Annotated in this window: 23 protein-coding genes, 1 tRNA gene and 1 pseudogene; 15 read left to right on the top strand and 10 right to left on the bottom strand. The window is 72.1% G+C overall.

Annotated features, from left to right (window positions below; all coding sequences use genetic code 11):
* Nucleotides 1-285: 285 nt before the first annotated feature.
* From BFF78_RS26510 to BFF78_RS26500, 3 genes are all read left to right on the top strand, one after another.
* Nucleotides 286-1,506, top strand: a complete 1,221-nt coding sequence (locus tag BFF78_RS26510; RefSeq protein WP_069780685.1) for a helix-turn-helix domain-containing protein — start codon at nucleotides 286-288, stop codon at nucleotides 1,504-1,506.
* Nucleotides 1,507-1,618: 112 nt separating this feature from the next.
* Nucleotides 1,619-2,221, top strand: a complete 603-nt coding sequence (gene orn, locus BFF78_RS26505) for an oligoribonuclease (RefSeq protein ID WP_069780684.1) — start codon at nucleotides 1,619-1,621, stop codon at nucleotides 2,219-2,221.
* 143 nt (nucleotides 2,222-2,364) lie between these two features.
* Nucleotides 2,365-2,437, top strand: a tRNA-His gene (locus tag BFF78_RS26500).
* A gap of 1 nt (nucleotide 2,438) precedes the next feature.
* Here the strand turns inward: BFF78_RS26500 and BFF78_RS26495 are convergent.
* Nucleotides 2,439-3,929: an MFS transporter gene (locus BFF78_RS26495; protein ID WP_069780683.1), complete on the bottom strand. Its 1,491-nt coding sequence runs from the start codon at nucleotides 3,927-3,929 to the stop codon at nucleotides 2,439-2,441.
* Nucleotides 3,930-4,013: 84 nt separating this feature from the next.
* Here BFF78_RS26495 and BFF78_RS26490 point away from each other — a divergent pair, with 84 nt between their 5' ends.
* Nucleotides 4,014-4,622, top strand: coding sequence for a TetR/AcrR family transcriptional regulator (locus tag BFF78_RS26490; RefSeq protein ID WP_069780682.1), 609 nt, complete (start codon nucleotides 4,014-4,016; stop codon nucleotides 4,620-4,622).
* A gap of 483 nt (nucleotides 4,623-5,105) precedes the next feature.
* Here BFF78_RS26490 and sigJ read toward each other — a convergent pair whose 3' ends face one another.
* The gene (gene sigJ / locus BFF78_RS26485) at nucleotides 5,106-6,041 is read right to left on the bottom strand and encodes an RNA polymerase sigma factor SigJ (RefSeq protein ID WP_079161855.1); all 936 of its coding nucleotides are present in this window, start codon (nucleotides 6,039-6,041) and stop codon (nucleotides 5,106-5,108) included.
* Between the two features lie 121 nt (nucleotides 6,042-6,162).
* Between sigJ and BFF78_RS26480 the strand changes: the two genes are divergently transcribed.
* Entirely contained in the window at nucleotides 6,163-6,459 is a 297-nt protein-coding gene (locus BFF78_RS26480; RefSeq protein WP_227025932.1) for a DoxX family protein, read from the top strand.
* A gap of 134 nt (nucleotides 6,460-6,593) precedes the next feature.
* On the opposite strand, the gene BFF78_RS26475 is transcribed toward BFF78_RS26480, so the two are convergent.
* Nucleotides 6,594-7,649: a LacI family DNA-binding transcriptional regulator gene (locus tag BFF78_RS26475; RefSeq protein WP_069780681.1), complete on the bottom strand. Its 1,056-nt coding sequence runs from the start codon at nucleotides 7,647-7,649 to the stop codon at nucleotides 6,594-6,596.
* 381 nt (nucleotides 7,650-8,030) lie between these two features.
* On the opposite strand from BFF78_RS26475, the gene BFF78_RS26470 reads away from it, so the two are divergent.
* From BFF78_RS26470 to BFF78_RS26455, 4 genes are all read left to right on the top strand, one after another.
* On the top strand, nucleotides 8,031-9,359 hold the full coding sequence (locus BFF78_RS26470; protein ID WP_069780680.1) for an ABC transporter substrate-binding protein: 1,329 nt from the start codon (nucleotides 8,031-8,033) through the stop codon (nucleotides 9,357-9,359).
* The gene (locus tag BFF78_RS26465) at nucleotides 9,356-10,381 is read left to right on the top strand and encodes a carbohydrate ABC transporter permease (protein WP_069780679.1); all 1,026 of its coding nucleotides are present in this window, start codon (nucleotides 9,356-9,358) and stop codon (nucleotides 10,379-10,381) included. Before BFF78_RS26470 ends, BFF78_RS26465 begins: the two co-directional genes overlap by 4 nt.
* Complete coding sequence (locus tag BFF78_RS26460) at nucleotides 10,378-11,259, top strand: carbohydrate ABC transporter permease (protein ID WP_069780678.1); 882 nt, start codon at nucleotides 10,378-10,380, stop codon at nucleotides 11,257-11,259. The genes BFF78_RS26465 and BFF78_RS26460 overlap by 4 nt, the downstream gene beginning before the upstream one ends.
* Before the next feature lie 93 nt (nucleotides 11,260-11,352).
* Nucleotides 11,353-12,798 carry a GH1 family beta-glucosidase gene (locus tag BFF78_RS26455; RefSeq protein WP_069780677.1) on the top strand — a complete coding sequence of 482 codons (1,446 nt, stop codon included), beginning with the start codon at nucleotides 11,353-11,355 and terminating at the stop codon, nucleotides 12,796-12,798.
* Nucleotides 12,799-12,889: 91 nt separating this feature from the next.
* On the opposite strand, the gene BFF78_RS26450 is transcribed toward BFF78_RS26455, so the two are convergent.
* The 4 genes and pseudogenes from BFF78_RS26450 to BFF78_RS26435 all read right to left on the bottom strand — a co-directional run bounded on the left by BFF78_RS26450 (nucleotide 12,890) and on the right by BFF78_RS26435 (nucleotide 17,309).
* Nucleotides 12,890-13,435: a hypothetical protein gene (locus BFF78_RS26450; RefSeq protein WP_069780676.1), complete on the bottom strand. Its 546-nt coding sequence runs from the start codon at nucleotides 13,433-13,435 to the stop codon at nucleotides 12,890-12,892.
* 174 nt (nucleotides 13,436-13,609) lie between these two features.
* Nucleotides 13,610-15,081: pseudogene (locus BFF78_RS26445) on the bottom strand (glycoside hydrolase family 18 protein).
* A gap of 132 nt (nucleotides 15,082-15,213) precedes the next feature.
* Complete coding sequence (locus tag BFF78_RS26440) at nucleotides 15,214-16,605, bottom strand: sensor histidine kinase (protein ID WP_069780675.1); 1,392 nt, start codon at nucleotides 16,603-16,605, stop codon at nucleotides 15,214-15,216.
* Nucleotides 16,602-17,309 (bottom strand): response regulator transcription factor, encoded by a 708-nt coding sequence (locus tag BFF78_RS26435; protein ID WP_069780674.1) that lies wholly within the window; start codon nucleotides 17,307-17,309, stop codon nucleotides 16,602-16,604. The genes BFF78_RS26440 and BFF78_RS26435 overlap by 4 nt, the downstream gene beginning before the upstream one ends.
* Nucleotides 17,310-17,407: 98 nt before the next feature.
* On the opposite strand from BFF78_RS26435, the gene BFF78_RS26430 reads away from it, so the two are divergent.
* The gene (locus BFF78_RS26430; RefSeq protein ID WP_069780673.1) at nucleotides 17,408-17,905 is read left to right on the top strand and encodes a superantigen-like protein SSL4; all 498 of its coding nucleotides are present in this window, start codon (nucleotides 17,408-17,410) and stop codon (nucleotides 17,903-17,905) included.
* 4 nt (nucleotides 17,906-17,909) lie between these two features.
* Here BFF78_RS26430 and BFF78_RS26425 read toward each other — a convergent pair whose 3' ends face one another.
* Nucleotides 17,910-18,797, bottom strand: a complete 888-nt coding sequence (locus BFF78_RS26425) for a spermidine synthase (RefSeq protein ID WP_069780672.1) — start codon at nucleotides 18,795-18,797, stop codon at nucleotides 17,910-17,912.
* Nucleotides 18,798-18,909: 112 nt separating this feature from the next.
* Nucleotides 18,910-19,326: a hypothetical protein gene (locus BFF78_RS26420; protein ID WP_069783825.1), complete on the bottom strand. Its 417-nt coding sequence runs from the start codon at nucleotides 19,324-19,326 to the stop codon at nucleotides 18,910-18,912.
* A 266-nt stretch (nucleotides 19,327-19,592) separates the two neighbouring features.
* Between BFF78_RS26420 and BFF78_RS26415 the strand changes: the two genes are divergently transcribed.
* The gene (locus BFF78_RS26415; RefSeq protein ID WP_069780671.1) at nucleotides 19,593-21,092 is read left to right on the top strand and encodes a hypothetical protein; all 1,500 of its coding nucleotides are present in this window, start codon (nucleotides 19,593-19,595) and stop codon (nucleotides 21,090-21,092) included.
* Between the two features lie 39 nt (nucleotides 21,093-21,131).
* Here BFF78_RS26415 and BFF78_RS26410 read toward each other — a convergent pair whose 3' ends face one another.
* Nucleotides 21,132-21,728 (bottom strand): histidine phosphatase family protein, encoded by a 597-nt coding sequence (locus tag BFF78_RS26410; RefSeq protein WP_069780670.1) that lies wholly within the window; start codon nucleotides 21,726-21,728, stop codon nucleotides 21,132-21,134.
* A 215-nt stretch (nucleotides 21,729-21,943) separates the two neighbouring features.
* Between BFF78_RS26410 and BFF78_RS26405 the strand changes: the two genes are divergently transcribed.
* From BFF78_RS26405 to BFF78_RS26390, 4 genes are read left to right on the top strand one after another with little or no spacing between them, the layout of a single operon-like run.
* The gene (locus BFF78_RS26405; protein ID WP_069780669.1) at nucleotides 21,944-22,888 is read left to right on the top strand and encodes a phosphatase PAP2 family protein; all 945 of its coding nucleotides are present in this window, start codon (nucleotides 21,944-21,946) and stop codon (nucleotides 22,886-22,888) included.
* The gene (locus BFF78_RS26400; RefSeq protein ID WP_418346689.1) at nucleotides 22,785-23,978 is read left to right on the top strand and encodes a hypothetical protein; all 1,194 of its coding nucleotides are present in this window, start codon (nucleotides 22,785-22,787) and stop codon (nucleotides 23,976-23,978) included. The genes BFF78_RS26405 and BFF78_RS26400 overlap by 104 nt, the downstream gene beginning before the upstream one ends.
* Nucleotides 23,969-25,558 carry a hypothetical protein gene (locus BFF78_RS26395; protein WP_069780668.1) on the top strand — a complete coding sequence of 530 codons (1,590 nt, stop codon included), beginning with the start codon at nucleotides 23,969-23,971 and terminating at the stop codon, nucleotides 25,556-25,558. The genes BFF78_RS26400 and BFF78_RS26395 overlap by 10 nt, the downstream gene beginning before the upstream one ends.
* On the top strand, nucleotides 25,555-26,892 hold the full coding sequence (locus BFF78_RS26390; protein ID WP_069780667.1) for an AAA domain-containing protein: 1,338 nt from the start codon (nucleotides 25,555-25,557) through the stop codon (nucleotides 26,890-26,892). Before BFF78_RS26395 ends, BFF78_RS26390 begins: the two co-directional genes overlap by 4 nt.
* Nucleotides 26,893-26,950 lie beyond the last annotated feature (58 nt).

Below are 26,950 nucleotides of genomic sequence, written 5' to 3'. Positions count from 1 at the left end.
CACGGAAAGGGTCTACGGGCGACTGCGCACCCTACGCGGTTTGGCCACTGCGACAAGGCGCACTTCCCTGCACGCCTCGTGAGTGCAACGCTTCGTGATCGAATGCTTCACGCCAAGTTGTCATGTCGACAATCTGGGGCGTGTGGAACTGGTCACCGTGAGACCGCGGGAGCCAGTAGATTCGATCTTGACTGTCTTACGGCGGGGGACTCGTGCAGGACCGAGGGGAAACGTGCAGGAGCGACACAACCGAGGAGCCGCGACCACCGAGGGGGGCTTAGCAGTATGAGCCACGACTCCACTGCCGCGCCGGAAACCGCGGCCCGGAAACTCTCCGGGCGACGCCGCAAGGAGATCGTCGCGGTGCTGCTGTTCAGCGGCGGCCCCATCTTCGAGAGTTCCATACCGCTGTCGGTGTTCGGGATAGACCGCCAGGACGCCGGCGTGCCGCGCTACCGACTACTGGTGTGCGCCGGCGAGGAAGGCCCGCTGCGGACCACAGGGGGCCTGGAACTCACCGCGCCGCATGGACTGGAGGCGATCTCACGCGCCGGGACGGTCGTCGTACCGGCCTGGCGATCGATCACCGCGCCACCGCCCGAGGAGGCGCTCGACGCGCTGCGCCGGGCCCACGAGGAGGGGGCACGCATCGTCGGGCTGTGCACCGGCGCCTTCGTCCTCGCGGCGGCGGGCCTGCTGGACGGCCGTCCGGCGACCACCCACTGGATGTACGCGCCGACGCTGGCCAAGCGCTATCCGTCGGTGCACGTCGATCCACGAGAACTGTTCGTGGACGACGGCGACGTGCTGACGTCGGCGGGTACGGCGGCCGGAATCGATCTCTGTCTTCACATCGTGCGGACGGACCACGGCAACGAGGCGGCCGGCGCGCTCGCCCGGCGCCTGGTGGTCCCACCGCGCCGGACAGGCGGCCAGGAGCGCTATCTCGATCGGTCTTTACCGGAGGAGATCGGCGCCGACCCGCTCGCCGAGGTCGTCGCCTGGGCGCTGGAACACCTCCACGAGCAGTTCGACGTGGAGACCCTGGCGGCACGCGCCTATATGAGCCGCCGTACGTTCGACCGCCGGTTCCGCTCGCTGACCGGCAGCGCACCGCTGCAGTGGCTGATCACCCAGCGGGTGCTGCAGGCCCAGCGGCTGCTGGAGACGTCGGACTTCTCCGTGGACGAGGTGGCGGGCCGGTGCGGCTTCCGCTCCCCCGTCGCGCTGCGCGGGCACTTCCGCCGCCAGCTCGGCTCGTCCCCCGCCGCCTACCGGGCCGCCTACCGGGCCCGCCGGCCGCAGGGCGACAGGCCGTCCGACACGGAGCCGGCGCTGTCGGCCCACGGCCAGCCGGGCCCGCCCGCAGGCCTGCCGGGCCCCGGCCCGATGGGCCACAGCCCCGCCCTGCTGCACCCGGACCGCGACAGCGGCGTCCCGATGCAGAGCCGCCGCCAGGCGGCGGGCGCGGTGGGGCTGCTGCCGGGGCCGCGGAGCGGTAGCTGAGAGAGACGGGGGGCGAGCGCACGCTCGCCCCCCTCTTCTTGCAGCTTGTCCCGGCTCTTCCCGCGAAGCACAGGGGGCACCCAAAAGCTCAGGTCCGCTTTAGGGTGGTCGCATGAACGATCGCATGGTGTGGATCGACTGCGAGATGACCGGCCTCTCGCTGTCCGACGACGCGCTCATCGAGGTAGCCGCCCTCGTCACCGACTCCGAGCTGAACGTACTCGGCGAGGGGGTGGACATCGTCATCCGCCCGCCGGACCAGGCGCTGGAGACGATGCCGGAGGTGGTGCGTCAGATGCACACCGCGTCCGGGCTGCTCGCCGAGCTCCCGGGCGGCACGACCCTTCAGGACGCCGAGGAGCAGGTCCTCGCCTATGTGAAGGAGTACGTGAAGGAGCCCGGCAAGGCCCCGCTGTGCGGCAACTCCGTCGGCACCGACCGCGGCTTCCTGCTACGGGACATGCCGACCCTGGAGGACTGGCTCCACTACCGGATCGTCGACGTGTCCTCCATCAAGGAGCTGGCCCGCCGCTGGTATCCGAGAACGTACTTCAACAGCCCGGAGAAGAACGGCAACCACCGGGCCCTCGCCGACATCCGCGAGTCGATCGCCGAGCTGCGCTACTACCGCGAGGCCATCTTCGTGCCGCAGCCCGGCCCGGACTCCGACACCGCGAAGGCGATCGCCGCCAAGCACGTGCTGCCCGCGCAGTAGCCCGCGCCGTAGCCCAGGGAGAAGGACCCGGAAGAAGGACCCGGAAGAGCGGCTCGCGAAAACGTGTGCGCGAGCACCCCTTCGGACCCTGTAGACTTCTTCTCGGCCGGTCGGGGAGACGACAAGTTCCACCGCCGGTCATGGTGGGTGTAGCTCAGCTGGTAGAGCACCTGGTTGTGGTCCAGGATGCCGCGGGTTCGAGTCCCGTCACTCACCCTCACCGATCAGCCGGTGACTCCGTCGCGAGACGAGTCACCGGCTGATCCCTTTTCACCGCCCCGGGCCCGCCCCGCAACGGCACCTCCTTCACCAGCAGCGCCAGGACGAACGCCACCGCGCACACCCCGGCGGTCGCAAGGAAGATGTGCTGGGTGCCGTGGGCCACCGCGTGCCGGTACGCCTCCCCCGTCGCCGTGTCCGGCACCGCCCGGGTGAACAGCGAGCCGAAGACGGCCACGCCCACGGAGCCGCCGAGGGTGCGGAACAGGTTCGTCGCCGCCATGGCCGCCCCCATGTCCCGCAGTTCCACGCTGTTCTGCGCGAGGGTGGTGGCCATCTGCATGGTGAAGCCCAGGCCGAGGCCGACGAGCGCCATCCCGCAGCCGGCGGCGAGGCGGGAGGTGCCCGTGTCCATCGTGGCGAGCGCCAGCGTGCCGGCCGTCAGCAGAAGGGTGCCGAGCACCGGGAACACCTTGTACCGGCCGGTGCGGGACATGACCTTCCCGGCGATGTTGGATGTGATCACCACGGGGATCATCATCGGCAGCAGGAGCAGCCCGGAGCTGGTCGCCGTGGCGCCCTGCACCGTCTGCTGGAACAGGGGCAGATAGAGCGCGCAGCCGAACATCACCACGCCGACGGCCACCAACAGGCCGATCGCGAGCGGGAAGTTGCGGTGCCCGGTGAACACCCGGGGCGGCAGCAGGGGTTCGGGGACACGCCGCTCCACGACGGTGAACACCGCCGTGCCGAGGACGGTCACCGCACCCAGGGCGAGTATCCGCCAGGACGTCCAGGCGTACGTCGTACCGGCCCAGGTCGCCGCGAGGACCGCCGCGCCGATCGTGGCTCCCAGCACGGCGATGCCCGCCCAGTCGATGCGCGGCCGGGACTTCGGGGCCGGCTCCGGCAGCCTGAGCATCAGCTGGATCCAGACCAGGGCGACGATGCCGAGCGGCAGATTGACGTAGAACGCCCAGCGCCAGCCGAGGTGGCCGGTGACCAGGCCGCCGACCAGGGGGCCGCCGACCACGCCGAGGGCCATCACGGAGGCGGTCATGCCCTGGTAGCGACCGCGCTCCCGGGGCGGTACGAGGGTGCCGACCAGGGCGAATCCCCCGGCGGCCAGTCCGCCCGCGCCGATGCCCTGCAGCGCGCGGAACCCGATCAGCTGGGTCATCGAGTGGGCGGCGCCGGCGAGCAGCGAGGCCAGCAGGAAGATCACGATCGAGGCGAGGAAGACGCGCTCGCGGTGGTAGAGGTCACCGAGCTTGCCCCAGACGGGAGTCGAGACGGCGGTGGCGAGGGTGTACGCGGTGACGACCCAGGCGATGTGCTCCAGGCCGCCCAGGTCACGGACGACCGTCGGCATCGCCGTACCGACGATGTTGTTGTCGAGCATGCCCAGCAGCATGGCGAGCATCACGCCGAGCAGCGTCCAGCGGACGTTCCCGGGAGGTGGTGTGGTCCTACGAGGTGATGTGGTCATGCGGCCCAGAAAAGCACACCGACTCACTAAGTGCAATGAGTCAACTTTTTGCATGGGGCAACCGAGCTGGGTACGCTACGGACCATGACGGAGACGACGGAGCCGATGGGCCGCCGCGAACGCAAGAAGGCCGCGACCCGCCAGGCACTGGCGGACGCGGCACTGGAGCTGTTCCTGAAGCACGGCTTCGAGGCGGTGAGCATCAGGGACATCGCGGAGGCGGCCGACGTCTCCACCACGACCCTGTTCAAGCACTTCCCGAGCAAGGAAGCGCTGCTGTTCGACCTGGACGCGGACGTGGAGGAGGCTCTGGTCGCCGCCGTACGCGATCGGGCGCCCGGCACCCCGCTCCTTCCGGCCCTGCGCGAGCACATGCTGCGGTCGCCGGGGATCAAGCCCGAGTACGACGAGCAGATGGCCGCGTTCCAGAAGCTGGTGTCCAGCACCCCGGCGCTCCTGGACTACCACCGGCGCATGTGGATGCGGCACGAACGCGCCCTGGCCGAGGCCATCGCCACCGACACCGCCGCCCCCACCGACGACCCCACCTGCGCCGCCCTGGCCCACCTAGCCCTGGAGACCCGGGCCCTGGCGGCAACGACCTCGAACCGGGTCGCCGCGGTCAACGCCGCGTTCGATCTGCTGGAGCGGGGATGGGAGGCGGTACGCCCGGGAGGCGAGCGGGCCTCTTAGGAGCCGTTGGCACGGGGAGGCGGGCGGCGGTGGGTCATGCACCGGTCGCCGTTGGCCTGCCGAGTGGGCGGCGGCGGGGTTACGGGACGGCCGCCATTGACCTGCCGAGTGGGCAGCGGCGGGTCATGCACCGGCCGCCATTGACCTGCCGAGTGGGCGGCGGCGGGTCATGCACCGGCCGCCATTGACCTGCCGAGTGGGCAGCGGCGGGGTTACGGGACGGCCGCTACCGGCCCACCGAGACCGGGGTCACGCACCGGCCGCCGCCGGCCCGCCGAGACCGAGTCGATCAGGTCCTCGACGCCCGGGCGGGCCGGGCCGAGGAACATGCGGGAGCTGGAGATGCCCGCCTCGAACAGCGCCGGGCGACACCGAGGACACGCACCGGCCGCCAACAACCCGCCGAGACACCCTGCGCCGAAGACACACAGGTCGCCGCCAACCCACCAAGACCCCCCGCAGCGGCCTACGCCCCAGTCGTCGTCAGCGTTTCGGCAGGAGGGCGATGTCGGACAGCGGGCCGAGGTGGCCGAGCTTGTCGGGGTTGGAGACCGAGTGGATCGCGCGGATCACGCCGTCGGCGATGTCGAGCTCCACCACACTGGCCACGCGCCCTTCGCTGTCGTAGGTCACGGCGCCCGGACGGCCGTTGATCCACGCCGCCCGCATCGAGGCGCCGAGGATCCGGACCCGGCGGAACCCGCCGACCAGCAGCTGTGCCACATGGCGCGGTTCGGTGACGGACCGCGCGAGCGCCCGCGCCTTGCCGCCGCCGTCGCCCTGGAACACCACGTCGGGGGCGAGCATGCCGAGCAGCGCGTCCATGTCACCGCCCTCGGCGGCCTCGAAGAACTTACGGGCCAGCTCCTCGCTCTCCGCCCGCCGTACCGGGGGCGGCGGCGCGAGGTCGGCCGCCCGACCGCCGGCGGCGACGCGCTTTCTGGCGCGGGCGAAGATCTGCCGGCAGTTCGCCTCGGACTTGCCGGTGAGCCGCGCCACCTCCGGGTAGCCGTACCCGAAGACCTCACGCAGCACGAACACCGCCCGCTCCACCGGGGAGAGGGCCTCCAGCAGCACGAGGAACGCCATCGACAGCGAGTCGGACAGCTCGGCGTGCTCGGCCGGTCCGGGCCGGTCGGCGCAGACCACGACCGGCTCGGGCAGCCAGTCGCCCACGTAGGTCTCGCGCCGTACCCGCGCCGAACTCAGGTAGTTGATGCCCAGCCGCGTCACCGACGTGGTCAGATACGCCTTCAGATTCCCGACCGCCGTCCCGGCCTGGCGCACCCGGGTCAGGTTGAGGAAGGCGTCCTGCACGATGTCCTCGGCGTCGCCCACGGATCCGGTCATCCCGTAGGCGATGGAGAACAGCAGCGACCGGTATCCGTCCGCGTCCGTCGCCCTCACTGATCCCGCCACGGAGCCCCCCCCTTCGAACTTCCGCAAGACGTCCAGCAGCGTATCCGCTCCTGTCACAGATTGCCGGGCCGCCCTGTCTCAGAGGGCCGACGGCGAACGACGGGAACAAAGGGAACGGGTCGTGAACCTCGCACTGTGTATGTGCGCAGTGGGTCACCGACTTCAGCGGGGCGGTGTGAAGGCCATCGGAGCGCTGGAGGTGCTGGCCGCGGTGGGGCTGATCCTGCCCGCCGCGCTCGGCATCGCGCCGGTTCTGGTGCCGCTGGCCGCCCTCGGCCTGGTGATCCTGATGACCGGTGCGGCGATCACCCGGCTCCGGCGTCACGAGGTCCGGTTCATGGTGGTGGACGTGGTCTACATCGTCCTGGCCGCGTTCGTGGCGTGGGGCCGCTTCGGCCCCGAGTCCTTTGTCCACTGACGGGAGGAGACCGCGGTCGTGATCATCGACCTGCCCTCGGCGGCCGACCCGGTCGCTACGCCGGTCGCCCAGGCCGAGAAGGCACTGAACCGGGCCTGTGGCGGCTCAGGGAACGGACGCGGACGCGAGGGGCGTTACGACGACGCCCGCGCCACCAGTTCCGTCGGCAGTACCGCGTGCTGCCGCTCCAGTCCCCGGGACGCGGGCGGGCGGCGGTCGGCGATCTCCGCGAGGAGCAGGTCGATCATCGCGCGGCCCATCTCCTCGATCGGCTGGCGGACGCTGGTCAGCGGTGGGTCCATGTGGCGGGCGATGGCGGAGTCGTCGTAGCCCACGAGGGCCACGTCGTCGGGGATACGGCGGCCCGCCTCGCGCAGCACCTGCCGGGCGCCGGCCGCCATCACGTCCGAGCCGGCGAAGACCGCGTCCAGGCCGGGGTGACGGGCGAGCAGCGCGGACATGGCCCGGCGGCCGCCCTCCTCCGTGAAGTCCCCCGGTTCCACGAGGAGTTCGTCCACCTTCCGGCCCGCGTCGCGCAGGGCGTCGCGGTAGCCGTCGGCGCGGCGCTGGGCGCCGTAGACATCGAGCCGCCCGGTGATGTGCGCGATGCGGGAGCGGCCCCGGGACAGCAGGTGCTCCACGGCCGAGCGGGCGCCGCCGTAGTTGTCCGAGTCCACCGAGGTGAGCGTCTCGCCGGCCGAGCGGGGGCCGCTGATCACGGCCGGGATCTCCAGCTGGGCCAGCAGGTCGGGCAGCGGGTCGTCGGCATGGACGGAGACCAGGAGCACGCCGTCCACTCGGTGTGCCGCCAGGTACTGGGCCAGGCGCCGGCGCTCCCGGTCGCTGCCCGCGAAGATCAGCAGCAACTGCATCTCGGTGTCGGAGAGTTCGGCGCCCACACCGCGCAGCATGTCCGAGAAGTACGGCTCGGCGAAGAAGCGGGTCTCCGGCTCGGGGACCACGAGGGCGATGGCGTCGGTGCGGTTGGCGGCCAGGGCGCGAGCCGCCGTGTTGGGGACGTAGCCGAGTTCGGCGACCGCCGCCTCCACCGCGGCGCGGGTGGCGTCGCTGACCCGGGGCGAGCCGTTGATCACCCGCGACACCGTGCCCCGGCCGACCCCGGCCCGGGCGGCGACCTCCTCGAGCGTGGGCCGACCCCCGCTGCGGCCCCGCGCTCCGTGGCTTGCCATGGGCTCCGCCTCTCTCGACCGATTCCTGGTGCTGGCCTGGAATGTAACAGCACCGTTCGCCGTGGCCGCCGTCCTGGGGGCTGCGCCCCAGACCCCCGTTCGCCGGCCTTCGGCCGCGTCCCCGAACGCCGGCCGGGCTGGATTGTGCGCCCCAACTCGACCCGGCTAACGCTCAGATAACCGAAGACAGTTGCGCTGTCCGCTCCCTTGACACCCCGCCCCCGACCGACGACTCTTCAACACATCACTCATGGGAGCGCTCCCACACTACCTGAGCCCTACACATCCCGCACGTTCCCCGCCCGGGCCGCAGCGCGTACGAACGGGCCCTGTTCATGCAGTTGGCCGGGGGGTCGGCACGTCAGGCAACAGGAGGACGCAATGCGCACGAGCATCCGCCGGTCCCAGCGGCTGATGGCCCTCGCGGCCGTGGCCGCGCTGACCACCGGGCTGCTGGCCGGCTGCGCCAAGGACTCGAACGACAGCTCGTCGGACGGCTCCGGCGGCGGCGGAAACGGCAAGGGCAAGATCACGCTGACCATCGGCACCTTCGGCGTCTTCGGCTACAAGCAGTCCGGCCTCTACGACGAGTACATGAAGCTGCACCCGGAGATCAACATCAAGGAGAACGTCACCACCCGCACCGACGTGTACTGGCCGAAGGTGCTCACCCGCCTCCAGGCCGGCTCCGGCACGGACGACATCCAGGCCATCGAGATCGGCAACATCACCGAGGCCGTGCAGACGCAGGCGAACAAGTTCGTCGACCTGGGCAAGGAGGTCGACAAGTCCCAGTGGCTGGACTGGAAGAACGCCCAGGCCACCACGAAGGACGGCAAGCTCATCGGGCTCGGCACCGACATCGGGCCGATGGCCATCTGCTATCGGAAGGACCTGTTCCAGAAGGCGGGGCTGCCGACCGACCGGACCAAGCTCGCCGAGATGTGGAAGGGCGACTGGGCCAAGTACGTCGACGTCGGCAAGCAGTACATGAAGAAGGCGCCCAAGGGCACCAAGTTCGTGGACTCGGCCTCCTCCGTCTACAACGCGGCGGTGGGCGGCGCGAGCGAGCGGTACTACGACAAGGACGGCAACGTCGTCTGGGACAGGTCCGACGGCGTGAAGAAGGCCTGGGACGCCGCCATGAGCGTCGCGACCAGCGACATGTCGGCGAAGCTGAAGCAGTTCGACCCGACCTGGGACCAGGGCTTCGCCAACGGCACCTTCGCCTCCGTCGCCTGCCCGGCCTGGATGATCGGCTACATCGAGCAGAAGTCGGGTGACTTGGGCAAGGGCAAGTGGGACGTGGCTGCGGCGCCGGCCGCGTCCAACTGGGGCGGCTCCTTCCTCGGCGCGCCGACGGCGGGCAAACACCAGAAGGAGGCCATCGCACTGGCCAAGTGGCTGACCGCGCCCGAGCAGCAGGAGAAGGTCTTCGCCAAGCAAGCGAGCTTCCCCTCGACCCCGTCGGCCTACGCGAGTCTGAAGCCGGCCGCGGACACCACCGCGTACTTCTCGAACGCGCCGCTCACCCAGATCTTCTCGGACGCGGCGAAGACCATCCCCTCGCAGCCGCTCGGCCCCAAGGACAAGCCGATCGACAACGCGATCAGCGACATCGGCATCCTCCAGGTCGAGCAGAAGGGCAAGTCGCCGTCCCAGGGCTGGGACGCGGCGTCCAAGGAGATCAAGGACGTGCTCGGCCAGTGACCAGCCCCAAGCAGGCTCTCGCGCACCCCGCGTCGAGCGCCGACGCCGCGCCCGGCACCCCGCCGGGCGCGGCGCGGGACGCTCACGGTCGCGGTACGCAGCCGGGCGCCGACTCCTGGCGCAGCCGACTGTACCGCTGGGACATGAAGGCGTCGCCGTACGCGTTCGTGTCCCCGTTCTTCGTCCTGTTCGGGGCGTTCACGCTGGTCCCGCTGCTCTACACGGCCTGGTACTCGCTGCACCATGTGCAGCTGTCGGCCCTCGACGACCAGACCTGGGCGGGCCTGGACAACTACCGGAACCTGTGGTCCTCGGAGTTCTTCTGGAACGCCCTGGAGAACACCTTCACCATCGGTGTCATCTCGACCGTGCCGCAGCTGCTGGCCGCGATCGGGCTCGCCCACCTGCTGAACTACCGGCTGCGGGGCTCGACCGTCTGGCGTGTGGTGATGCTGACCCCGTACGCCACCTCGGTGGCCGCGGCGACCCTGGTGTTCACGCTGCTGTACTCGTGGGACGGCGGCATGGTCAACTGGATCCTGCACTTCCTCGGTGTCGGTCCCGTCAACTGGCGTGAGTCCGACTGGGGTTCGCAGTTCGCGGTGTCGTCGATCGTGATCTGGCGGTGGACGGGTTACAACGCGCTGATCTACCTCGCCGCCATGCAGGCGATCCCGGCCGATCTCTACGAGTCGGCGGCGATCGACGGCGCCAGCCGCTGGCAGCAGTTCCGGCATGTGACGATCCCGCAGCTGCGCCCGACGATCCTCTTCACGGTCGTGGTCTCCACCATCGGCGCGACCCAGCTCTTCGGCGAGCCGCTGCTGTTCGGCGGGGTCAGCGGGTCCAAGGGCGGCTCGGAGCACCAGTACCAGACGCTCGGTCTGTACATGTACGACCAGGGCTGGATCATCGGCAACCTCGGCAAGGCGTCCGCGATCGCCTGGTCGATGTTCCTGATCCTGCTGGTCATCGCCGCGGTCAATCTGCTGCTCACCCGACGGCTGAGGAAGTCCCCATGACGACCACCGAACCCACCCTGCCCCGCAAGGCCGGCCGCCGCCGGGTGCTGGGCGCGGGCAAGCAGCTGCACGCGGGCCCGGTGACGTACGTCGTGCTCACCGTCTTCGCGCTGGTCTCCCTCGGCCCGCTGGTGTGGACGGCGATCGCGGCCTCGCGCACCGCCGGGCGGCTCGCCCAGACCCCGCCGCCGCTGTGGTTCGGCGGCAACCTGTTCAAGAACCTCCAGGCGGCCTGGGACCAGGCGGGGCTGAGCACGGCGATGTTCAACTCGGTGATCGTGGCGGGCACGATCACGGTGAGCACGGTGCTGTTCTCCACGCTGGCCGGCTTCGCCTTCGCCAAACTGCGGTTCCGTTTCTCCGGTCTGCTGCTCCTGCTGACCATCGGCACGATGATGATCCCGCCGCAACTGGCCGTCGTACCGCTGTATCTGTGGATGTCGGACCTCGGCTGGTCGAACCAGCTGCAGACGGTGATCCTGCCGAGCCTCGTCACCGCCTTCGGTACGTTCTTCATGCGGCAGTACCTGGTGCAGGCGCTGCCGACGGAGCTGATCGAGGCGGCCCGGGTGGACGGGGCGAGCAGCATCCGGATCGTCTGGCACGTCGTCTTTCCCGCGGCACGCCCCGCCATGGCGGTACTCGGCCTGCTGACGTTCGTGTTCGCCTGGAACGACTTCCTGTGGCCGATCATCGCCCTGAACCAGCAGAACCCGACCGTGCAGGTGGCCCTGAACTCGCTCGGCACCGGGTACGTCCCCGACCAGGCGGTGATCATGGCCGGCGCCCTGCTGGGCACGCTGCCGCTGCTGATCGCGTTCGTTCTGTTCGGCAAGCAGATCGTGGGCGGGATCATGCAGGGCGCGATCAAGGGCTGACGGCCACTTTCCCGGGGCCGGCCACCGCGGTGCCGGCCCTTTCCTCCCCCTCACTACGCCAGGTCTCCTACGACCCCCAATGGGAGCGCTTCCATGTCCCTATCCCCCGCATCCCCCGTATCCCCTTCCCCCGTGACCTTTCCGCCCGCCTTCCTCTGGGGAGCCGCGACCTCCGCCTACCAGATCGAGGGGGCGGTGCGGGAGGACGGCCGTACGCCCTCGATCTGGGACACCTTCAGCCATACGCCGGGCAGGACGGCAGGCGGTGAGACCGGTGACATCGCCGTCGACCACTATCACCGCTACCGCGACGACGTGGCGCTGATGGCGGAGCTGGGCCTGACCGCGTACCGCTTCTCGGTCTCCTGGTCCCGGGTGCAGCCCACCGGCCGGGGACCGGCGGTCCAGGTGGGCCTGGACTTCTACCGCCGCCTGGTGGACGACCTGCTCGCCCACGGCATCAAGCCGGCTCTCACCCTCTACCACTGGGATCTGCCGCAGGAGCTGGAGGACGCGGGCGGCTGGCCGCAGCGGGACACCGCGAAGCGGTTCGCGGAGTACGCACAGCTCGTCGGCGAGGCCCTCGGCGACCGGGTGGAGCAGTGGATCACCCTCAACGAACCGTGGTGCAGCGCCTTTCTGGGCTACGGCTCGGGCGTCCACGCCCCCGGCCGTACCGAACCGGAGGCCTCCCTGCGCGCCGCGCATCACCTCAACCTGGCGCACGGCCTGGCGGCTTCGGCCTTGCGCTCGGTGATGCCGGCCCGCAACGGAATCGCGATCAGCCTCAACTCCTCTGTGGTACGGCCGCTTTCGCAGGACCCGGCCGATGTGGCCGCGGCCCGCAGGATCGACGACCTGGCCAACGGCATCTTCCACGGCCCGATGCTGCACGGCGCGTACCCCTCGTCGTTGCTGGAGGCCACGTCCTCGATCACCGACTGGTCGTACGTCCTCGACGGCGACACCCGCACCATCAACGTCCCGCTGGACGCGCTGGGCCTGAACTACTACACCCCGGCCCTGGTGTCGGCCGCGTCCGGCGAGAGCACGGGCCCGCGGGCCGACGGCCACGGCGCCGGCGACCACTCCCCCTGGCCGGGCGCCGACGACGTGCGGTTCCACCAGACGCCGGGCGAGCGCACGGAGATGGGCTGGACGATCGACCCGACGGGCCTGCACGAGCTGCTGATGCGCTACACACGCGAGGCCCCCGGCCTGCCGCTGTACGTGACCGAGAACGGCGCGGCCTACGACGACAAGCCGGACCCCGACGGCCGCGTCCACGACCCCGAGCGCATCGCATACCTCCACGGCCACCTGTCCGAGGTCCGCCGCGCCATCACCGACGGCGCCGACGTCCGCGGCTACTACCTGTGGTCCCTGCTGGACAACTTCGAGTGGGCGTACGGCTACGGCAAGCGGTTCGGCGCGGTGTACGTGGACTACGCGACGCTGGAACGGACACCGAAGTCGAGTGCGCGGTGGTACGGGGAGGCGGCGCGGACGGGGGTGTTGCCGGGGGTGGGGGCCGACTAGAAAACCGCGCCCCGAACCTGGCTACACCCTCGGCACGGCCCTCGGCAAGGCCCTCGTTGATCGCTTCCTCGACGATGCTTTCCTGGAGTTGTCAGGAGCCGTACAGCTCGGTCATCTCGGTGAGCTTGCCGGTGTTGTCGACGGCCACGTCGTAGTAGTTCTGGCCGTAGCAGTCGCTGGTGTCGGCGGGGGCGGTGGCGGTGTCCTGGGCCGTGCCGTCGGCGCAGACCCGCACGTGTGCGATGCCGCCGTGGGCCGCGCCCATCTGCCGCTGCTTGCCGGTCTTCCTGCTGATGACCTTGATCGGGGCGTCGGGCTGGGCGAGGTACGTGCTCTCGTGTCCGGCGGGCCGGTAGGACGCGCCCTCGCCCGTGGTGGAGCAGATCATCCTGGCGTCCTTGGCGGTGATGGTGTTCATGGCACCGGAGACGCTCTCGACCAGGATGATCTTGTGACCCTTGGCGGGCACCGGGCAGGACGACTGCTTGCCGCCGCCGTGGGCGGCGGGGCTCGCCGTGGCGGTGGGGCTGCTGCCCGTGTCGCCGGCGGCGCCGGTGCCGTCGGGCTGACAGGCCGTCAGCGTGAGCGCCGCTCCGGCGAGTACGGCGGTGACAAGGGCATGACGGATGGACGACACGATTCCCCCGAGGTGGTGCGGCCCGGGCACCGACGGCCCGGGTGACGGCAATGGAAACGGGCCGTGCGCCGCTGTGTCCGTACGGCGACCGGCCCGGGCCGAAGATCGACCCGGGTCGGAACTATATAGACATGATCATGTCGGCCGATGGTCGGACACGCCCGGCCCGCAGCGTCAGTTGACGGCCCCGAACGCCTTCGAGAAGGCGAACGTGCCCTGGACGATCGAGCTGCACGTGGGGTCGGCGGAGTTCTTCGCGCCGCCGGGGCACTGCTTGTCGCGGGCCGCGGACCACATGGAGAGGCCGCCGAGGCCCTTGGACTTGGCGAAGTTCGCCAGCTGGGTGGCGTCGTCCACCTTGAAGACCTCGGAGGAGACGTCGTTGACGCCGATCATCGGGGTGACGGCGACCGTCTTCCAGGCGGCGGCGTCGGACAGGCCGAGGACGCTCTTGACCTGGGCCTGGGTGGCCGTCGCGGCCTGCTGGGCGTAGTCGCCCATGTCGCCGCTGTACGAGGGGCCGTAGTCCATCGCCATGATGTTGACGGTGGAGATCTTCACGCCGTTGGACTTGGCGTCGGAGAGGAGGTTCACGCCGTCCTGGGTGAGGCCCTCCGGCATCACCGGGAGGGTGAAGGAGACGTCCAGGTCCGGGTGCTGGGCCTGGAGCTTGGCTATCGCCTTCGCCCGGAGGGTGTTCGCCGACGTGTTCGGCAGTGCGCCGCCCTCGATGTCGAAGTCGACCTTGGTCAGCTTGAACGCGTCGATCGCCTTGCCGTACGCCGCCGCCAGCGCGTCCGCGGAGGAGCAGGTGGTGGCCAGCTCGGAGCCGGAGGCGCCGCCGAAGGAGACCCGGACGTCACCGCCCTTGGCGCGCAGGGAGCCGATCTGCTGGGCCACCGCGTCGCCGGTCACGTCGGTCACGCCGCCCCACTTGGGGGTGCAGCCGCCGCCGTCGGTGATGAAGGCGAGGTTGTAGTTCTTCACCCCGGTCGCGTCGGCCGCGCCGACCATGTCGAAGGCCGGGTAGAGGGAGGTGTCGACGTACGGGGCGAAGCCGGCGGAGGCCGTGGTGCCGCTGCCGGTGGTCTTGGTGGGGGCCGGGGTCGGGGTGGCGCTCTTGGTGGGGGTGGGGGTGGGGGTGGTGCTCTTGGTGGGGGTGGCGGTCGGGACGGGGACGGGGACCGGGTGGGCCGGCCGCTCGGCTCGGGGGTGGCGCCGCCGTCCGCGGAGCACTGGGCCTCGTCGATGAGACAGCCCGTCGGGGCGCCGCTGCCGTTGACCACGAAACCGATGGTCACGGACTTGCCGGGGGCGAGGCCCGCGGTGTCCCACTTCGCCGGCCGCACCGTGACGTGCGAACCGCTCACGCTCGACTCGCCGTTCCACAGGGAGCTGAGCTTGGCGCCCGCCGGGAGGTCGAACTCCAGCGTCCAGGTCTTCTCGGTCTGGTCGCTGTTGTTGGTGACGACGTACTGGGCGGTGTAGCCGGTCGACCAGTCGCTGGTCCTGGTGTACGCGGCGTTCACACCGGCGGCGTGGGCGGTGCCGGTGAGCAGGACCGCGCCGCCACCGACCACGGCCGCGGCCACGAGACCGCCTATCGCCTTGTTCCTGCCACTGATCCTGCGCCGGTGCGTGCTCATGGGGCGTGCCTGCCTTCGCTGTTCACGGGGGTGGATGCGGCAGCACGCTAGCGATCCGGAATCGGACAAATCGCTTGATCGGGGCGGCGGTTGCAGACCTTAGGGTTCGCTTAAGGAAGGGATCGGGGGCGATTAATGGTCGAGACCAGTCAGGACCGGTTTGCCCGACCGGCGTCTGCGCACCCGCCCCCCGTGCCCCCGCCCGGCCGGCGCCCGCCCATCGAGCTGGAACCAGAGCCGCACCTCCGCGCCGCCCAGCACCGAGGAGCCGATCCGCACGTCCCCGCCGGTGGCCTCGGCGAGCCGGCGCACGATGTCGAGGCCGAGGCCGGTCGAACCGGCGTTTCCGGAACCGCGGCCACGGGCCATCGCCGCGTCCGGGTCGGGTATGCCGGGGCCCGCGTCGGAGACCAGGATGATCACCGCGTCCTCGCCGTTGTGCACGTCGACCGCGAAGGCGGTGCCCTCGGCGGTGTGCCGGAACACATTGCCGAGCAGGGCGTCCAGGGCCGCGGCCAGGTCGGCGCGGGCCACGGGTATGCGCACCGGCCGGTCCACTCCGGCCACGCGCCACTTACGGCCCTCGTCCTCGGCGAGCGCGGACCAGAACTCCATGCGTTCGCGCACCACTTCGGCCGCGTCGCACCCGGCGCCGGGGCCGGCCGCGGCCGTCTGCGGCTTGGCCTCCCGGGCCGTACGGATGATGGTGTCAACCTCGCGCTCCAGCTGGGCGACGGCGGCCCGGGTCTGCTCGGCGGCCGGTCCGCCGCCCAGGGAGGCCGCGTTGAGCCGCAGGACGGTGAGCGGCGTACGCAGGCGGTGGGAGAGGTCGGCGGCCAGCTCTCTTTCGTTCGCGAGGAGTTGGACGACCTGGTCGGCCATGGAGTTGAACGCCACGGCCGCGAGCCGCAGTTCGGTCGGGCCGTCCTCCGGCACCCGGGCGCCCAGCCTGCCCTCGCCCAGCTCGTGCGCGCCCCGGACCAGCCGCTGGGCGGGCCGCACCATGCGCACCCCGAGCCGGTCGGCGACCGCGACCGAGCCGACGATCAGCGCGAGGCCGACCGCCGCGAGCACCGCCCAGGCCGTGCCGACGCCGTTGGTCACCTCGGACTCGGGGACGTAGACCTCGACGACGGCGATGTCGCCGGAGCCGAGGGCGACCGGCTGGAGCAGGGTGGAGCCACCGGCCACGGTGGTCGTGGAGGCCCGGCCCATTTTCCGTACGGCCTCGATGTCGCGGCCGGCGGCGCGCTGCCGGCCGAGGTCGAGCGCGGGCCGGCCGCTGCCTGCGGGCAGATGCACGGCCATCCCGGAGTCGGCACCGGCGGAGGCCACGACCCGCTCCAGTTTGTCCCGGTCGGTGGTGATGGACAGCGCGGGCGCGACCGCCGCGGCCTCCCGCTCGGCGCTGGAGAACGCGCGGTCGCGGGCCATCTCCTTGACGACCAGGCCGAGCGGCACGGCGAAGGCGACCACGACCATCGTGGTGACCGCCAGGCAGACCTTGACCAGAGCCCATCTCATCGCGTCGGCTCCCCGTCCATGGGGGGCTCCAGCTTCACGCCGACGCCCCTGAGCGTGTGCAGATAGCGGGGCCGGGCGGCCGTCTCCCCCAATTTCCGGCGCAACCAGGACAGATGGACGTCGATGGTCTGGTCGTCGCCGTAGGACTGCTGCCAGACCTCGGCGAGGAGCTCCTTGCGCGGGACGACGACCCCGGGCCGGCCGGCGAGGAAGGCGAGCAGGTCGAACTCGCGGCGGGTGAGGTCGAGACGGACCCCGTCCAGCTCGGCCTGGCGGCGCAGCGGGTCGACGGTCAGGCCGCCCACGCGGAGCACGGATGCCGACGGGGGCTCCGCGCCGCCGGAGCGGGCCCGGCGCAGCACGGCCGCGATCCGGGCGGAGAGGTGTTCCACGGAGAACGGCTTGGTCAGGTAGTCGTCCGCGCCGGCGTTGAGCAGCCGGACGATCTCCGTCTCGTCATCCCGGGCGGTGGCGATGATGACGGGCACGTCGGTGATGCCGCGGAGCATCTTCAGCGCCTCGGAGCCGTCCAGGTCCGGCAGTCCGAGGTCCAGGATGACCACGTCGAAACGGAAATGGGCGACCTCGCGCAGCGCCTCCAGTGCCGAACCCACGCTGCGCACGGTGTGTGCGGCGTCGGTCAGATGCCGGATGAGCGCCGAGCGTACGAACTGGTCGTCCTCGACCACGAGCACACTTGCCATGCGCCGCACCGTACGCCATGCGGCCGAACCGGTCCGGCGCCTGTGGATAACTCAGACCATGTGCACACGGCGGTACTCCTGGGGCAGTATGGCCCGCGATGCGCAGAGGACTCGTACACGTACTGGCGTGGCTGCTCGCGACGGGAGCGGCGGTCACGCTGTCGTGGTGGGGTGTGCACACGGTGATGGTCCAGACGGCGTACGACCCGCCGCGCGCCCTGCCGGTCACGGCCGCCGACACCACCACGCAGGCCCTGGGCTCGCCGACGCACCGGCCGTCCCCGTCCACCCGTCCGTCACGCGGGCCGACGGCCCCGGCTCCCACACCCACGCGGACACCGGGCCCTTCCCCCACCACCCCGTCGTCCGCGTCCGGCCAGGTCAAGTCGTACGACACCGACGGCGGCCGGGTCGTGTTCGACCTGGGCGCGTCCAGCGCCACACTTGTCTCGGCCACGCCGGGGGCCGGCTGGTCGATGCAGGTGTGGAAGACGCAGACGTGGATCCGGGTGGAGTTCAGCAGCGGCACGGACCGGGTGTCGGTGATGTGCACCTGGCACGACGGGCCGCCGCATGTGGAGATCGGCAACTACTGAGCCCTCAGCGGAACACCGAGGGCGGCGGGGCCGGTGAGGCCACGGCCGCCGCGTCCGTCACGGGGGTCGCGCCGCCGGTGAAGTCCGTGAGCGGCTTGCCGTGTTCGACCCGGCCCGGGTGCGGGTCGGAGGCGGCCCGCCGGGTGAGTTCGGCGAGCGGAAGCGGGGCGTCGGAGGCGACCAGGACGGCGTTGCCGAAGCGCTTGCCGCGCAGCACGGCCGCGTCGGCGATCAGCGCGAGTTCGGCGAACCGGGCGGCGGCGGTGGCGATCTGGCCGCGCAGATGGGCGAGCGGCGGGCCGTCGGCGAGGTTCGCGGCGTAGACCCCGGACGGTTTCAGGGCCCGGCGGACCTCGTCCAGGAACTCGGTGGAGGTGAGGTGGGCGGGGGTGCGGGCGCCGCTGAAGACATCGGCGATGACCAGGTCGGCCCAGCCGTCCGGCACCTTGGCGAGACCCGCGCGGGCATCGGCCGAGCGCACCCGGATCCGGGCGTTCGGGTCCAACGGCAGCTCCCGGCGGACCAGTTGGACCAGGCTCGCGTCCCGCTCCACGATCTGCTGGGTGGAACGGGGGCGGGTGGCGGCGGTGTACCGGGCGAGGGTGAAGGCTCCGCCGCCGAGGTGGACGGCGTGCACGGGCTTGCCCGGCGGGGCGACGAGGTCGATGACATGGCCGAGGCGGCGCTGGTACTCGAAGGACAGGTGGGCGGGGTCGTCCAGGTCGACGTGCGACTGGGGCGCGCCGTCGATCAGCAGCGTCCAGGCCCGGCCGCGGTCGGGATCGGGGACGAGCTCCGCGAGCCCGCCGTCGACCGCCTCCACGACGGCTTCCGCGGCGGACGGCCTGCGCCGCGTGCGCCGTGTCTGCCGTGCGTTGCCGGACCCGCCCATCGCACCATTGTCGCAGGCCGCCCGGACCCGCGCCGCACCGGCGACGGCGGGCCCCCGACCAGCGGCGCCGCCTGCCGGCCGCAGCCGTCGGCCCCCGGCCGGCAAGGCTCCCTCAGCTGCGGCCGTCGGCCGCCTCGATCAGCCGGGCCGCCTCCCCGAGGGCCCGGCGCAGCACCACCGGGTCGGTGGCGAGGTCGGCCTCGCCGGGCGGCAGCAGCCAGTCGGAGCCCTCCACCGGCGGCTCGGGGTTCAGCCTGAGTCCGCGGCCGTCGGTCTCCGTACAGGTGCTGCCCGGCATGTCCCAGCCGGCCGCGGTGCCGGCCGGGACCAGGAAGCCGAGGGTGGCGCAGCCGCCGTCGTGCAGCACGGGCCCCATCGTGTCACCGGCGGCGCCGCGCCGCAGGATGTCGACCGCCTCGAGGCCCTGCCGGGCCGGTACCGTCACGAGGTCGCAAGCCGCCGCGTCCACGTCGCCCGACTCGGCCGACGACGGCGACGTACAAGGTTCGTTGCTCTGGCTGGTCTCCATGCCGGCCTCCACCACACAGCCCTGTTGCGGTCCATCGAGTGCAACGCGTGAGCGCGTCAACGGCTACGGCACAAGTGCGCCGCAAAGGATGGCACTTCATGGCAGATCGTGGATGAGATATCCGGTTTGTAGCCAAACACAGCGTGGCGGGACCTTCACAGCAGGTACGTTCATGCCCGCCGGATCCAGTGCGTCACTCGGACAACTCGTCACGTTTCCGCCCCGGATCCGGCATGGTTCGACGGTTCGCACGAGAGGACCCGGCCATGGCGTCGTCAACCGAGACCGCGTCACTGCCCGAACGGCCATCCCGGCCGAACCTCGCTTTCCGACAACTGCGTGGCAGGCGCTCTCCGGCCGAGTTCGCGGCGCTCGTACGGCGCGCCGCGCGCGAGATCGGTGAGCGGGTGAGCTGTGACGCGCGGTACGTCGGCAGGGTCGAGGCGGGCGAGATCCGCTGCCCGAACTACGCGTACGAACGGGTGTTCCTGCACATGTTCCCCGGTCGCACGCTCACCGACCTCGGCTTCGCGCCCCGCTCGTCCGTGCGCGGGCGCGCGGCGCGCACGGCGGCGGAGACGCCCGAGGAACTCGCCGTCGCGGAGGTGTCCGGTGAGTCACGGGGAGCCTTCGAGCCGTATGAAACGCAGGAACCGTACGACCCGCACGAACCGCACGAACCGCACGGCCCGCACCCGCGGTACGAGCCGTACGCGAGAGACCACCTGAACCACGAGGAGAGCGACGTGCTACGTCGCGCATTCATGACCGGCGGAGGCGCCACGGTTGCCGCTGCCACGCTGAGCCCGCTGGGGCTCACCACGGACGCAGCGGCAGCGGTCCGGCCCACGCGCCGGCCCGGCAGCCCCGAGGCAGCCGCTCTGGAGGAAGCCGTCCGCCGGATCCGGCTGCTCGACGACCGGCACGGCGCGGACGGCCTCTACCGGCGCGCGGCGGCTCCGTTGCGCGCGGCCTACGCGCTCCTGGACGCCGGCGCGACCCGGCAGACGACCGCCGACCGGCTGCACTCGGGCGCCGGTGAACTCGCCATCTCCGTGGGCTGGCTGGCGCACGACTCGGGCCGCTTCGACGACGCCCGCTCGCACTACGCGGAGGCCCTGGCCACGGCACGGATGAACGGGGACGCCGCGCTGGAGGCGCACGCCTTCTGCAACACCGCGTTCCTGGCGCGGGACGCCGGCCGCCCCCGAGAAGCGGTCCGCGCCGCGCAGGCTGCGCAGCGCGCCGCCCGCCCGCTGGGCTCCGCCCGGCTGATGTCCCTCCTCGCGCTGCGCGAGGCGGGCGGCTGGGCGGGGCTCGCCGACCGCACCGGGTGCGAGCAGGCGCTCGTCCGGGCCCAGGCCCTCTTCGCCCGGGGCCGCTCGGACACCGACCCCGAGTGGATGAGCTTCTACGGAGAGGCCGAGCTGGAGGGGCTGGAGGCGCAGTGCTGGTCCATGCTGGGCGACTGGCGGCGCGCGTCCCGTCACGCACGCCGGGCGGCGCATCTGCAGGATCCGCACTTCACGCGGAACATCGCGCTCTACACCGCGGAACTGGCCGACGATCTCGCCCGTGAGGGGCGTCCCGACGAGGCGGCTGCCGCGGGCTTGCAGGCGCTGGCTTTGCTGGAAGAGGTCCAGTCCTCGCGTATCCAGAGCATGCTGGCGGGAACAGCGCGGGTGCTGCTGCCGCACCGGCGGGCGTCGGGGGTGTCGGAGTTCCTGGACCGGCACGCCTCCATGCCGAGGACGGGGAGGGCGTAGCAGCCGGCCGGCCTCGCGCCCCTGGGGAGTTGGGCCCGGCTATCCCGCCAGGTGTCCCAAGTCGTTCCAGCTCTCGATCGCCGGTTCCCCATAGGCCCAGCCCAGGACGGACAGCGAGGTCGGGTTCAGGCGTATCCGCGCGGCGAACTCCAGCGGCAGTCCCAGCCAGCGGGCGCCTATGGAGCGGAGGATGTGGCCGTGGGCGAAGACCAGGACGTCGCGGTCGGCCGAGCGGGCCCAGGAGACGACCTCGTCCGCTCGCGCGGTCACGTCGGCGATGGTCTCGCCCTCCGGGACCCCGTCCCGCCAGATCAGCCACCCCGGCCGCACGGCCTGGATCTCGGCCGGGGTCATGCCCTCGTACGCGCCGTAGTCCCACTCCATGAGCGTGTCCCACACCGTGGCCCGGTCCCCGAACCCGGCCAGTTCGCACGTCTCACGCGCGCGTGCCAGCGGGCTGGTGCGCACCTCCGCCCCGGCCAGCCCGTCCAGCGGAGCCCGGTGCAGTCGCTCGCCGAGCAGCTTGGCCCCGCGCCGGCCCTCTTCCAGCAGCGGTACGTCGGTCCTGCCGGTGTGCTTGCCGGACAGCGACCAATCCGTCTGTCCGTGCCGGGCCAGCAGGATGCGCGGTGCCATGAGGGACCTTTCCGGGAGCGGGACGCCACACGGACGTCATGGAAACAAGACAAGAGGACTTCTCCATCATCGCTCACCCCCGGTCGGGGCAACCCGGCGGGCGGTCTCGGCGTCTTTGTGGGCCGGAGCGCCCTCATGGGCGAGATACGTACGCCGTAAAGTGGCACGGTCGCCCTCCGGGCGGCACCGCAGAGCGACAAGGGGGAGGACATCGGATGCCGCAGACCGAGACACCGGGCACCGAGGGGGCCCTGCGTACCCGGCTGCGCTGGTGGACCGAGCTGCCGCTGATCCTCCTGGTCTACGGCTGCTACTCGGCCGGCCGACTCCTCGCGCGCGGTGATGTGCACGGCGCCGTCGACCACGGCCTGGCGATCCTGCGGCTCGAGAAGACCCTGCACCTCAACGCCGAGCATCCGCTCAACCGGCTGTTCACGCGCGAGCCCTGGCTCGGTGTCCCGGCGGACTTCTGGTACGCCTCGCTGCACTACCTGGTGACGCCCGCCATCCTCATCTGGCTGTTCCGGGCCCGTGCCGAGCACTACCGGCGGGCCCGCACCTGGCTGATGACGTCCACGTTCTTCGGCCTGATCGGCTTCACCCTGCTGCCGACCTGCCCGCCGCGGCTGCTCTCCGCCACGAACGGCTTCGTGGACACCATGGCGCACTACAGCTCGTACGGCTGGTGGGGCGGGGAGGCGAGCGCTCCGCGCGGCATGGGCGGGATGACCAACCAGTACGCGGCGATGCCGAGTCTGCACGTCGGCTGGGCGCTGTGGTGCGGGGTGATGCTGTGGCGCCACGGCGGCACCCGGCTCGCGAAGGTCCTCGCCGTCGTCTATCCGCTGGGCACCGCGCTCGTGGTCATGGGCACCGCCAACCACTACTTCCTGGACGCGGTCGCGGGCGTCGCCGTGATGGGCGCCGGCCTCCTGCTGGCGCCGCGTGTGATGCGGGTCCTGGACCTGCTGCGGGTTTGGTTGTTCCCGCGCCGCACACCGGTCACGGACGGCACGGGTTCCCCGATTGTCAGTGCCGGATGCCAGACTTCCGCGGGTGAGCGAATTCCACGGCAGCGCGAGTCGCAGCTCGACGGCGGAGCCGCACCGGACGCCTCCCCCAGCGACGCGGGCGAAGGCGCTCCGGCAACGGCTCGCTGAGCTGCGCGGTCCCGACGTACCGCCCAAGGCCCTGGACGCGCGCGCCCTCGCGGCGCTCGCCGCGAACCCCGGGTGCGCGCGGCGGGCGATCCTGGACGGCGCCGGGGTGGACAAGGCGCGGCTGGCGAGCGCGCTGGGCGCGCCGTCGGGTTTCGGGCAGTCGCAGTTCGCGCTGACCCGGGGCAACGCGTTCGAGGCAAGGGTGAAGGCGGACGGCGGCGCGGAACTGCTGCGGCTGGCGCACGCCCGCCTCGACCCGGGCGCCGAAGCACCGGAAGGGGCCGCCGTCCCCGACCTGACCGCGCACGGCCCCGAGGGGCGTACGGCCCGTACGGCGCTGGCGCTGCGCGAGGCCACGCGCGCGGGCGGCTGGACGCTGCTGGACCATCCGATGCTGGCGCTGGACGTGGCCGGCTCGCTCGCCTTCCTGGAGCCGGACGCGGTCGTGGTGCACCCGGACGGCAGCTGGTCGGTGGTGGAGATCAAGTCCTTCCCGATGCTGGACGGTTCGGCCGACCCTGCGAAGGTCGGCGCGGCGGCCCGGCAGGCGGCGGTCTACGTGCTGGCCCTGGAGGAGGTCGCCGCGCGCCTGGATCCCGTCCCGCGCGTGCATCACCGGGTGCTGCTGGTGTGCCCGAAGGACTTCTCCAACCTGCCCGCGGGCTGTGCCGTCGACGTCCGCAAGCAGCGCGCGGTCACCGCCCGCCAGCTGGCCCGGCTCACCCGGATCGAGGAGATCGCCGGCGCCCTGCCGGAAGGCATGTGCTTCGCACCCGAGCGCGGTGCCGAGGAGCTGACGGCAGCCGTGGAGGCGGTCCCGGCGGCGTACGCGCCGGAGTGCCTGTCCGCGTGCGAACTGGCCTTCCACTGCCGGGAACGCTCCCGCGAGGAGGGTGCCGTCACCCGCCTCGGCCGCCCCCTGCGCGCGGAACTGGGCGGTCTGAGCACGGTCGAGGACGTCCTCGCGGCGGCCCGCGGCGAGAGCGGCGACGCGGCCGACCCGGCGGTCGCGGCCCTGCGCCGGGCGGCGGCCCTGCGCGCGGAGGCGCTGACGGACGCGGCCCACCGGGAGGTGGCCCCGTGTCCCTGATCGCCACCCTCGCCCGGCTCGAGGCCGTCAGCAGCGGCCGGGCCCAGCCCGTCGCGACCGTCCGGCACCGGCATCTGTCCGACCGTCCACTGGTGTTCGTGCCGCTCACCACCGCGGGTGAGGCCGGTGCCCCGCTCGGCGCGCTGGTCGGCACCGACCGGGACGCCCCGCGCCTGCTGGTCGTGCCGCAGCCCCGCGACCGCGACCTGCGGTTCTCCTTCCTCGCCGACCTGGCCGATGTCGTCCTGCCGTACATCGACTCGTACGCGCAGTGCGTGGAGGCGGCCGAGCGCACCGAGACCGACCCGGGTACCGGCAAGCGGGTCAAGGTCGAGGTGGAGCTGTGCGCGGACGCGCCCCAGCTGATCGTGCCGAGCCGCGCGGGCCTGGACTTCGTACGGCTGCTGGGCCGTTCCATGCGTTTTCGCCGGACCGCGGAGCAGGACCCCGAGGCGCCCCATCCGGCGCCGCCCCGGGTGCCGCTGCTCGGCCGCTGGCTGACCCACTACGGCGAGCGGTCCCGGGTCCCCGGCTCCTCCCTCCTGCTCGCGCTGACCGATGTGCTGTCCCGGCACTGGGCGACCGGCCAGTCCGGCCTGGAGGACCAGCACCTGGGCGCGCTACTCGCCTGGATCGACCCTCCGCGGGACACCTCCGGCGCCGAGGCCGCCCGGCAGGCGGAACTCGCCCGCGACGCCGCCGGCCAGCTGCTGTGCCCGCCGGCCGGTCCCGCCACCGACCCGGCGTTCGACAACAAGCTGCTGGCCCCGGCGATCGAGCGCTACGACCGCGCCCGCACCGCACTCGCCGCCGCCGAGGACGCCCTGGCCGCCGACGACCGGCTGGCCGTGCTCACCGCCGCCGAGCGGGAGATCCGCGACCTGGTGGCGAGCCGCACCCGGCCCACCTGGGACGCGGTGTGGCAGGGCCTGGACCTGCTGCGCGCGCTGCCCGCGGGTGCGCACGTGGAGGAGCGCTGGACCCGTGACCGCTGGTCCTTCACCGGCCATCGCGACCGGGTCCTGGCGGGCGAGCCCCCGCAGCCGCGCCGGGACGACGCGGTGACGGCGGCGAACAAACTGGCCACACGCGAGCGCGAGCAGGCGCGTCTAGAGGCGCAGGAGGCGCTGGACGACCCGCTGGTGATGGCGGGGCGGCGGCTGGCCGGGGAGGCGTTCGCGGGCGAGGTCACGGATGTCGTCATGGCGTACAGCGAGGGCAAGCGGCCGAGCCCCCGCCCGCTGGTGACGGTCCGCACGGACGACCGGCCGCATCTCGCCGAGCGCGCGAAGGTGTACCGCTCGCTGGGCGGCAAGCCGCAGTCGGCGGAGTTCGTCGGCTACGAGACCGAGGGCGTGCTGGTCCTGCGGATCGTCGACAAGATGGGCCGCGGCAAGGAGCCGGAGCCCGGTTCGCTGCCGGAGAAGGGCGACCGGGTCTGCTTCACCCTGTTCGAGCACGAGCAGCGCGGCGGCGCGAAGCTGCCCGACCCGGAGGAGACCCCGTGGACGCACGGCGGTCCGCCGGGTGAGCCCGCGCCGGAGACCCCCGACACCGTGACCGAGGAGGACGTGCTGTGACGACGGTCGACTTCGACCCCGGAGCCGCTGCCGCCCGCGCCACCGACGCGATCCTCCAGGACACCCTGCACGGCACGGCGCGCGGCGTGGTCGTGGACTCCCCGCCGGGCGCCGGAAAGTCGACGCTGGTGGTCCGCGCGGCCCTCGAACTGGCCGGCGCGGGGCGCCCGTTGATGATCGTGGCGCAGACCAACGCCCAGGTGGACGACCTCGTCCTGAGGCTCGCCGAGAAGAACCCGGAGCTGCCGGTCGGCCGCCTGCACAGCAGCGACACCGACGCCTACGACAAGGCGCTGGACGACCTGCCGCAGGTCCGCACGTCGGCGAAGGCGGCCGAGCTGAACGGCCTGCCGGTGGTCCTGTCCACGGCCGCGAAGTGGGCGCACGTCAAGGTGGACGAGCCCTGGCGGCACGCGATCGTGGACGAGGCGTACCAGATGCGCTCGGACGCGCTGCTCGCCGTGGCCGGCCTGTTCGAGCGGGCGCTGTTCGTCGGCGACCCGGGGCAGCTGGACCCGTTCGCGATCGTCGGCAGCGAGCAGTGGGCGGGCCTGTCGTACGACCCTTCGGCCTCCGCCGTGACCACCCTCCTGGCCCACAACCCCGGCCTGCCCCAGCACCGCCTGCCGGTCTCCTGGCGCCTGCCCGCGTCGGCCGCGCCCCTGGTCTCCGACGCGTTCTACCCGTACACCCCCTTCCGCAGCGGCACCGGCCACGGCGACCGCCGGCTGACCTTCGCGGTCCCCTCGGACGGCTCCGGCCCGGACCGGGTGATCGACGAGGCGGCGGAATCCGGCTGGGGCCTGCTGGAGCTGCCGGCCCGGCACACCCCGCGCACGGATCCCGAGGCGGTACGGGCGGTGGCGACGGTCGTACGCCGTCTGCTGGACAGGGGCGGCGCGGCACTCTCTGAACGCTCACTGTGTCCCACCCCCCTCACCGCCGACCGCGTCGCCGTCGGCACGGCCCACCGCGACCAGGCGGCAGCGGTCCGTACGGCACTCGCCGATCTCGGCGTGGCGGACGTCACGGTCGACACCGCGAACCGTCTCCAGGGCCGGGAGTACGACATCACGGTCGTCCTGCACCCGCTCTCCGGCCGCCCCGACGCCACCGCCTTCCACCTGGAGACGGGCCGCCTGTGCGTCCTGGCCTCCCGCCACCGGCACGCCTGCATCGTCGTCTGCCGCGAGGGCGTCGGCGACCTCCTGGACGCCTACCCGTCCACGGAACCGGTCCAGCTGGGCACCCTGGTGAAGTTTCCGGACGGCTGGGAGGCGAACCACGCGGTCCTGGCCCATCTGGCCGAACACCGGGTGACCTGGCGACCGTGACCCAGCCACCGGTACCTGCCGACCCGCCCCGGACCCGACCCCACCCACCCGCCGGACG

The sequence above is a fragment of the Streptomyces fodineus genome, from assembly GCF_001735805.1.
In the GTDB taxonomy this organism is placed as follows: domain Bacteria; phylum Actinomycetota; class Actinomycetes; order Streptomycetales; family Streptomycetaceae; genus Streptomyces; species Streptomyces fodineus.
Note: the sequence above shows the minus strand (reverse complement) of the source record. Positions and strands in the feature narration are given on the sequence as shown.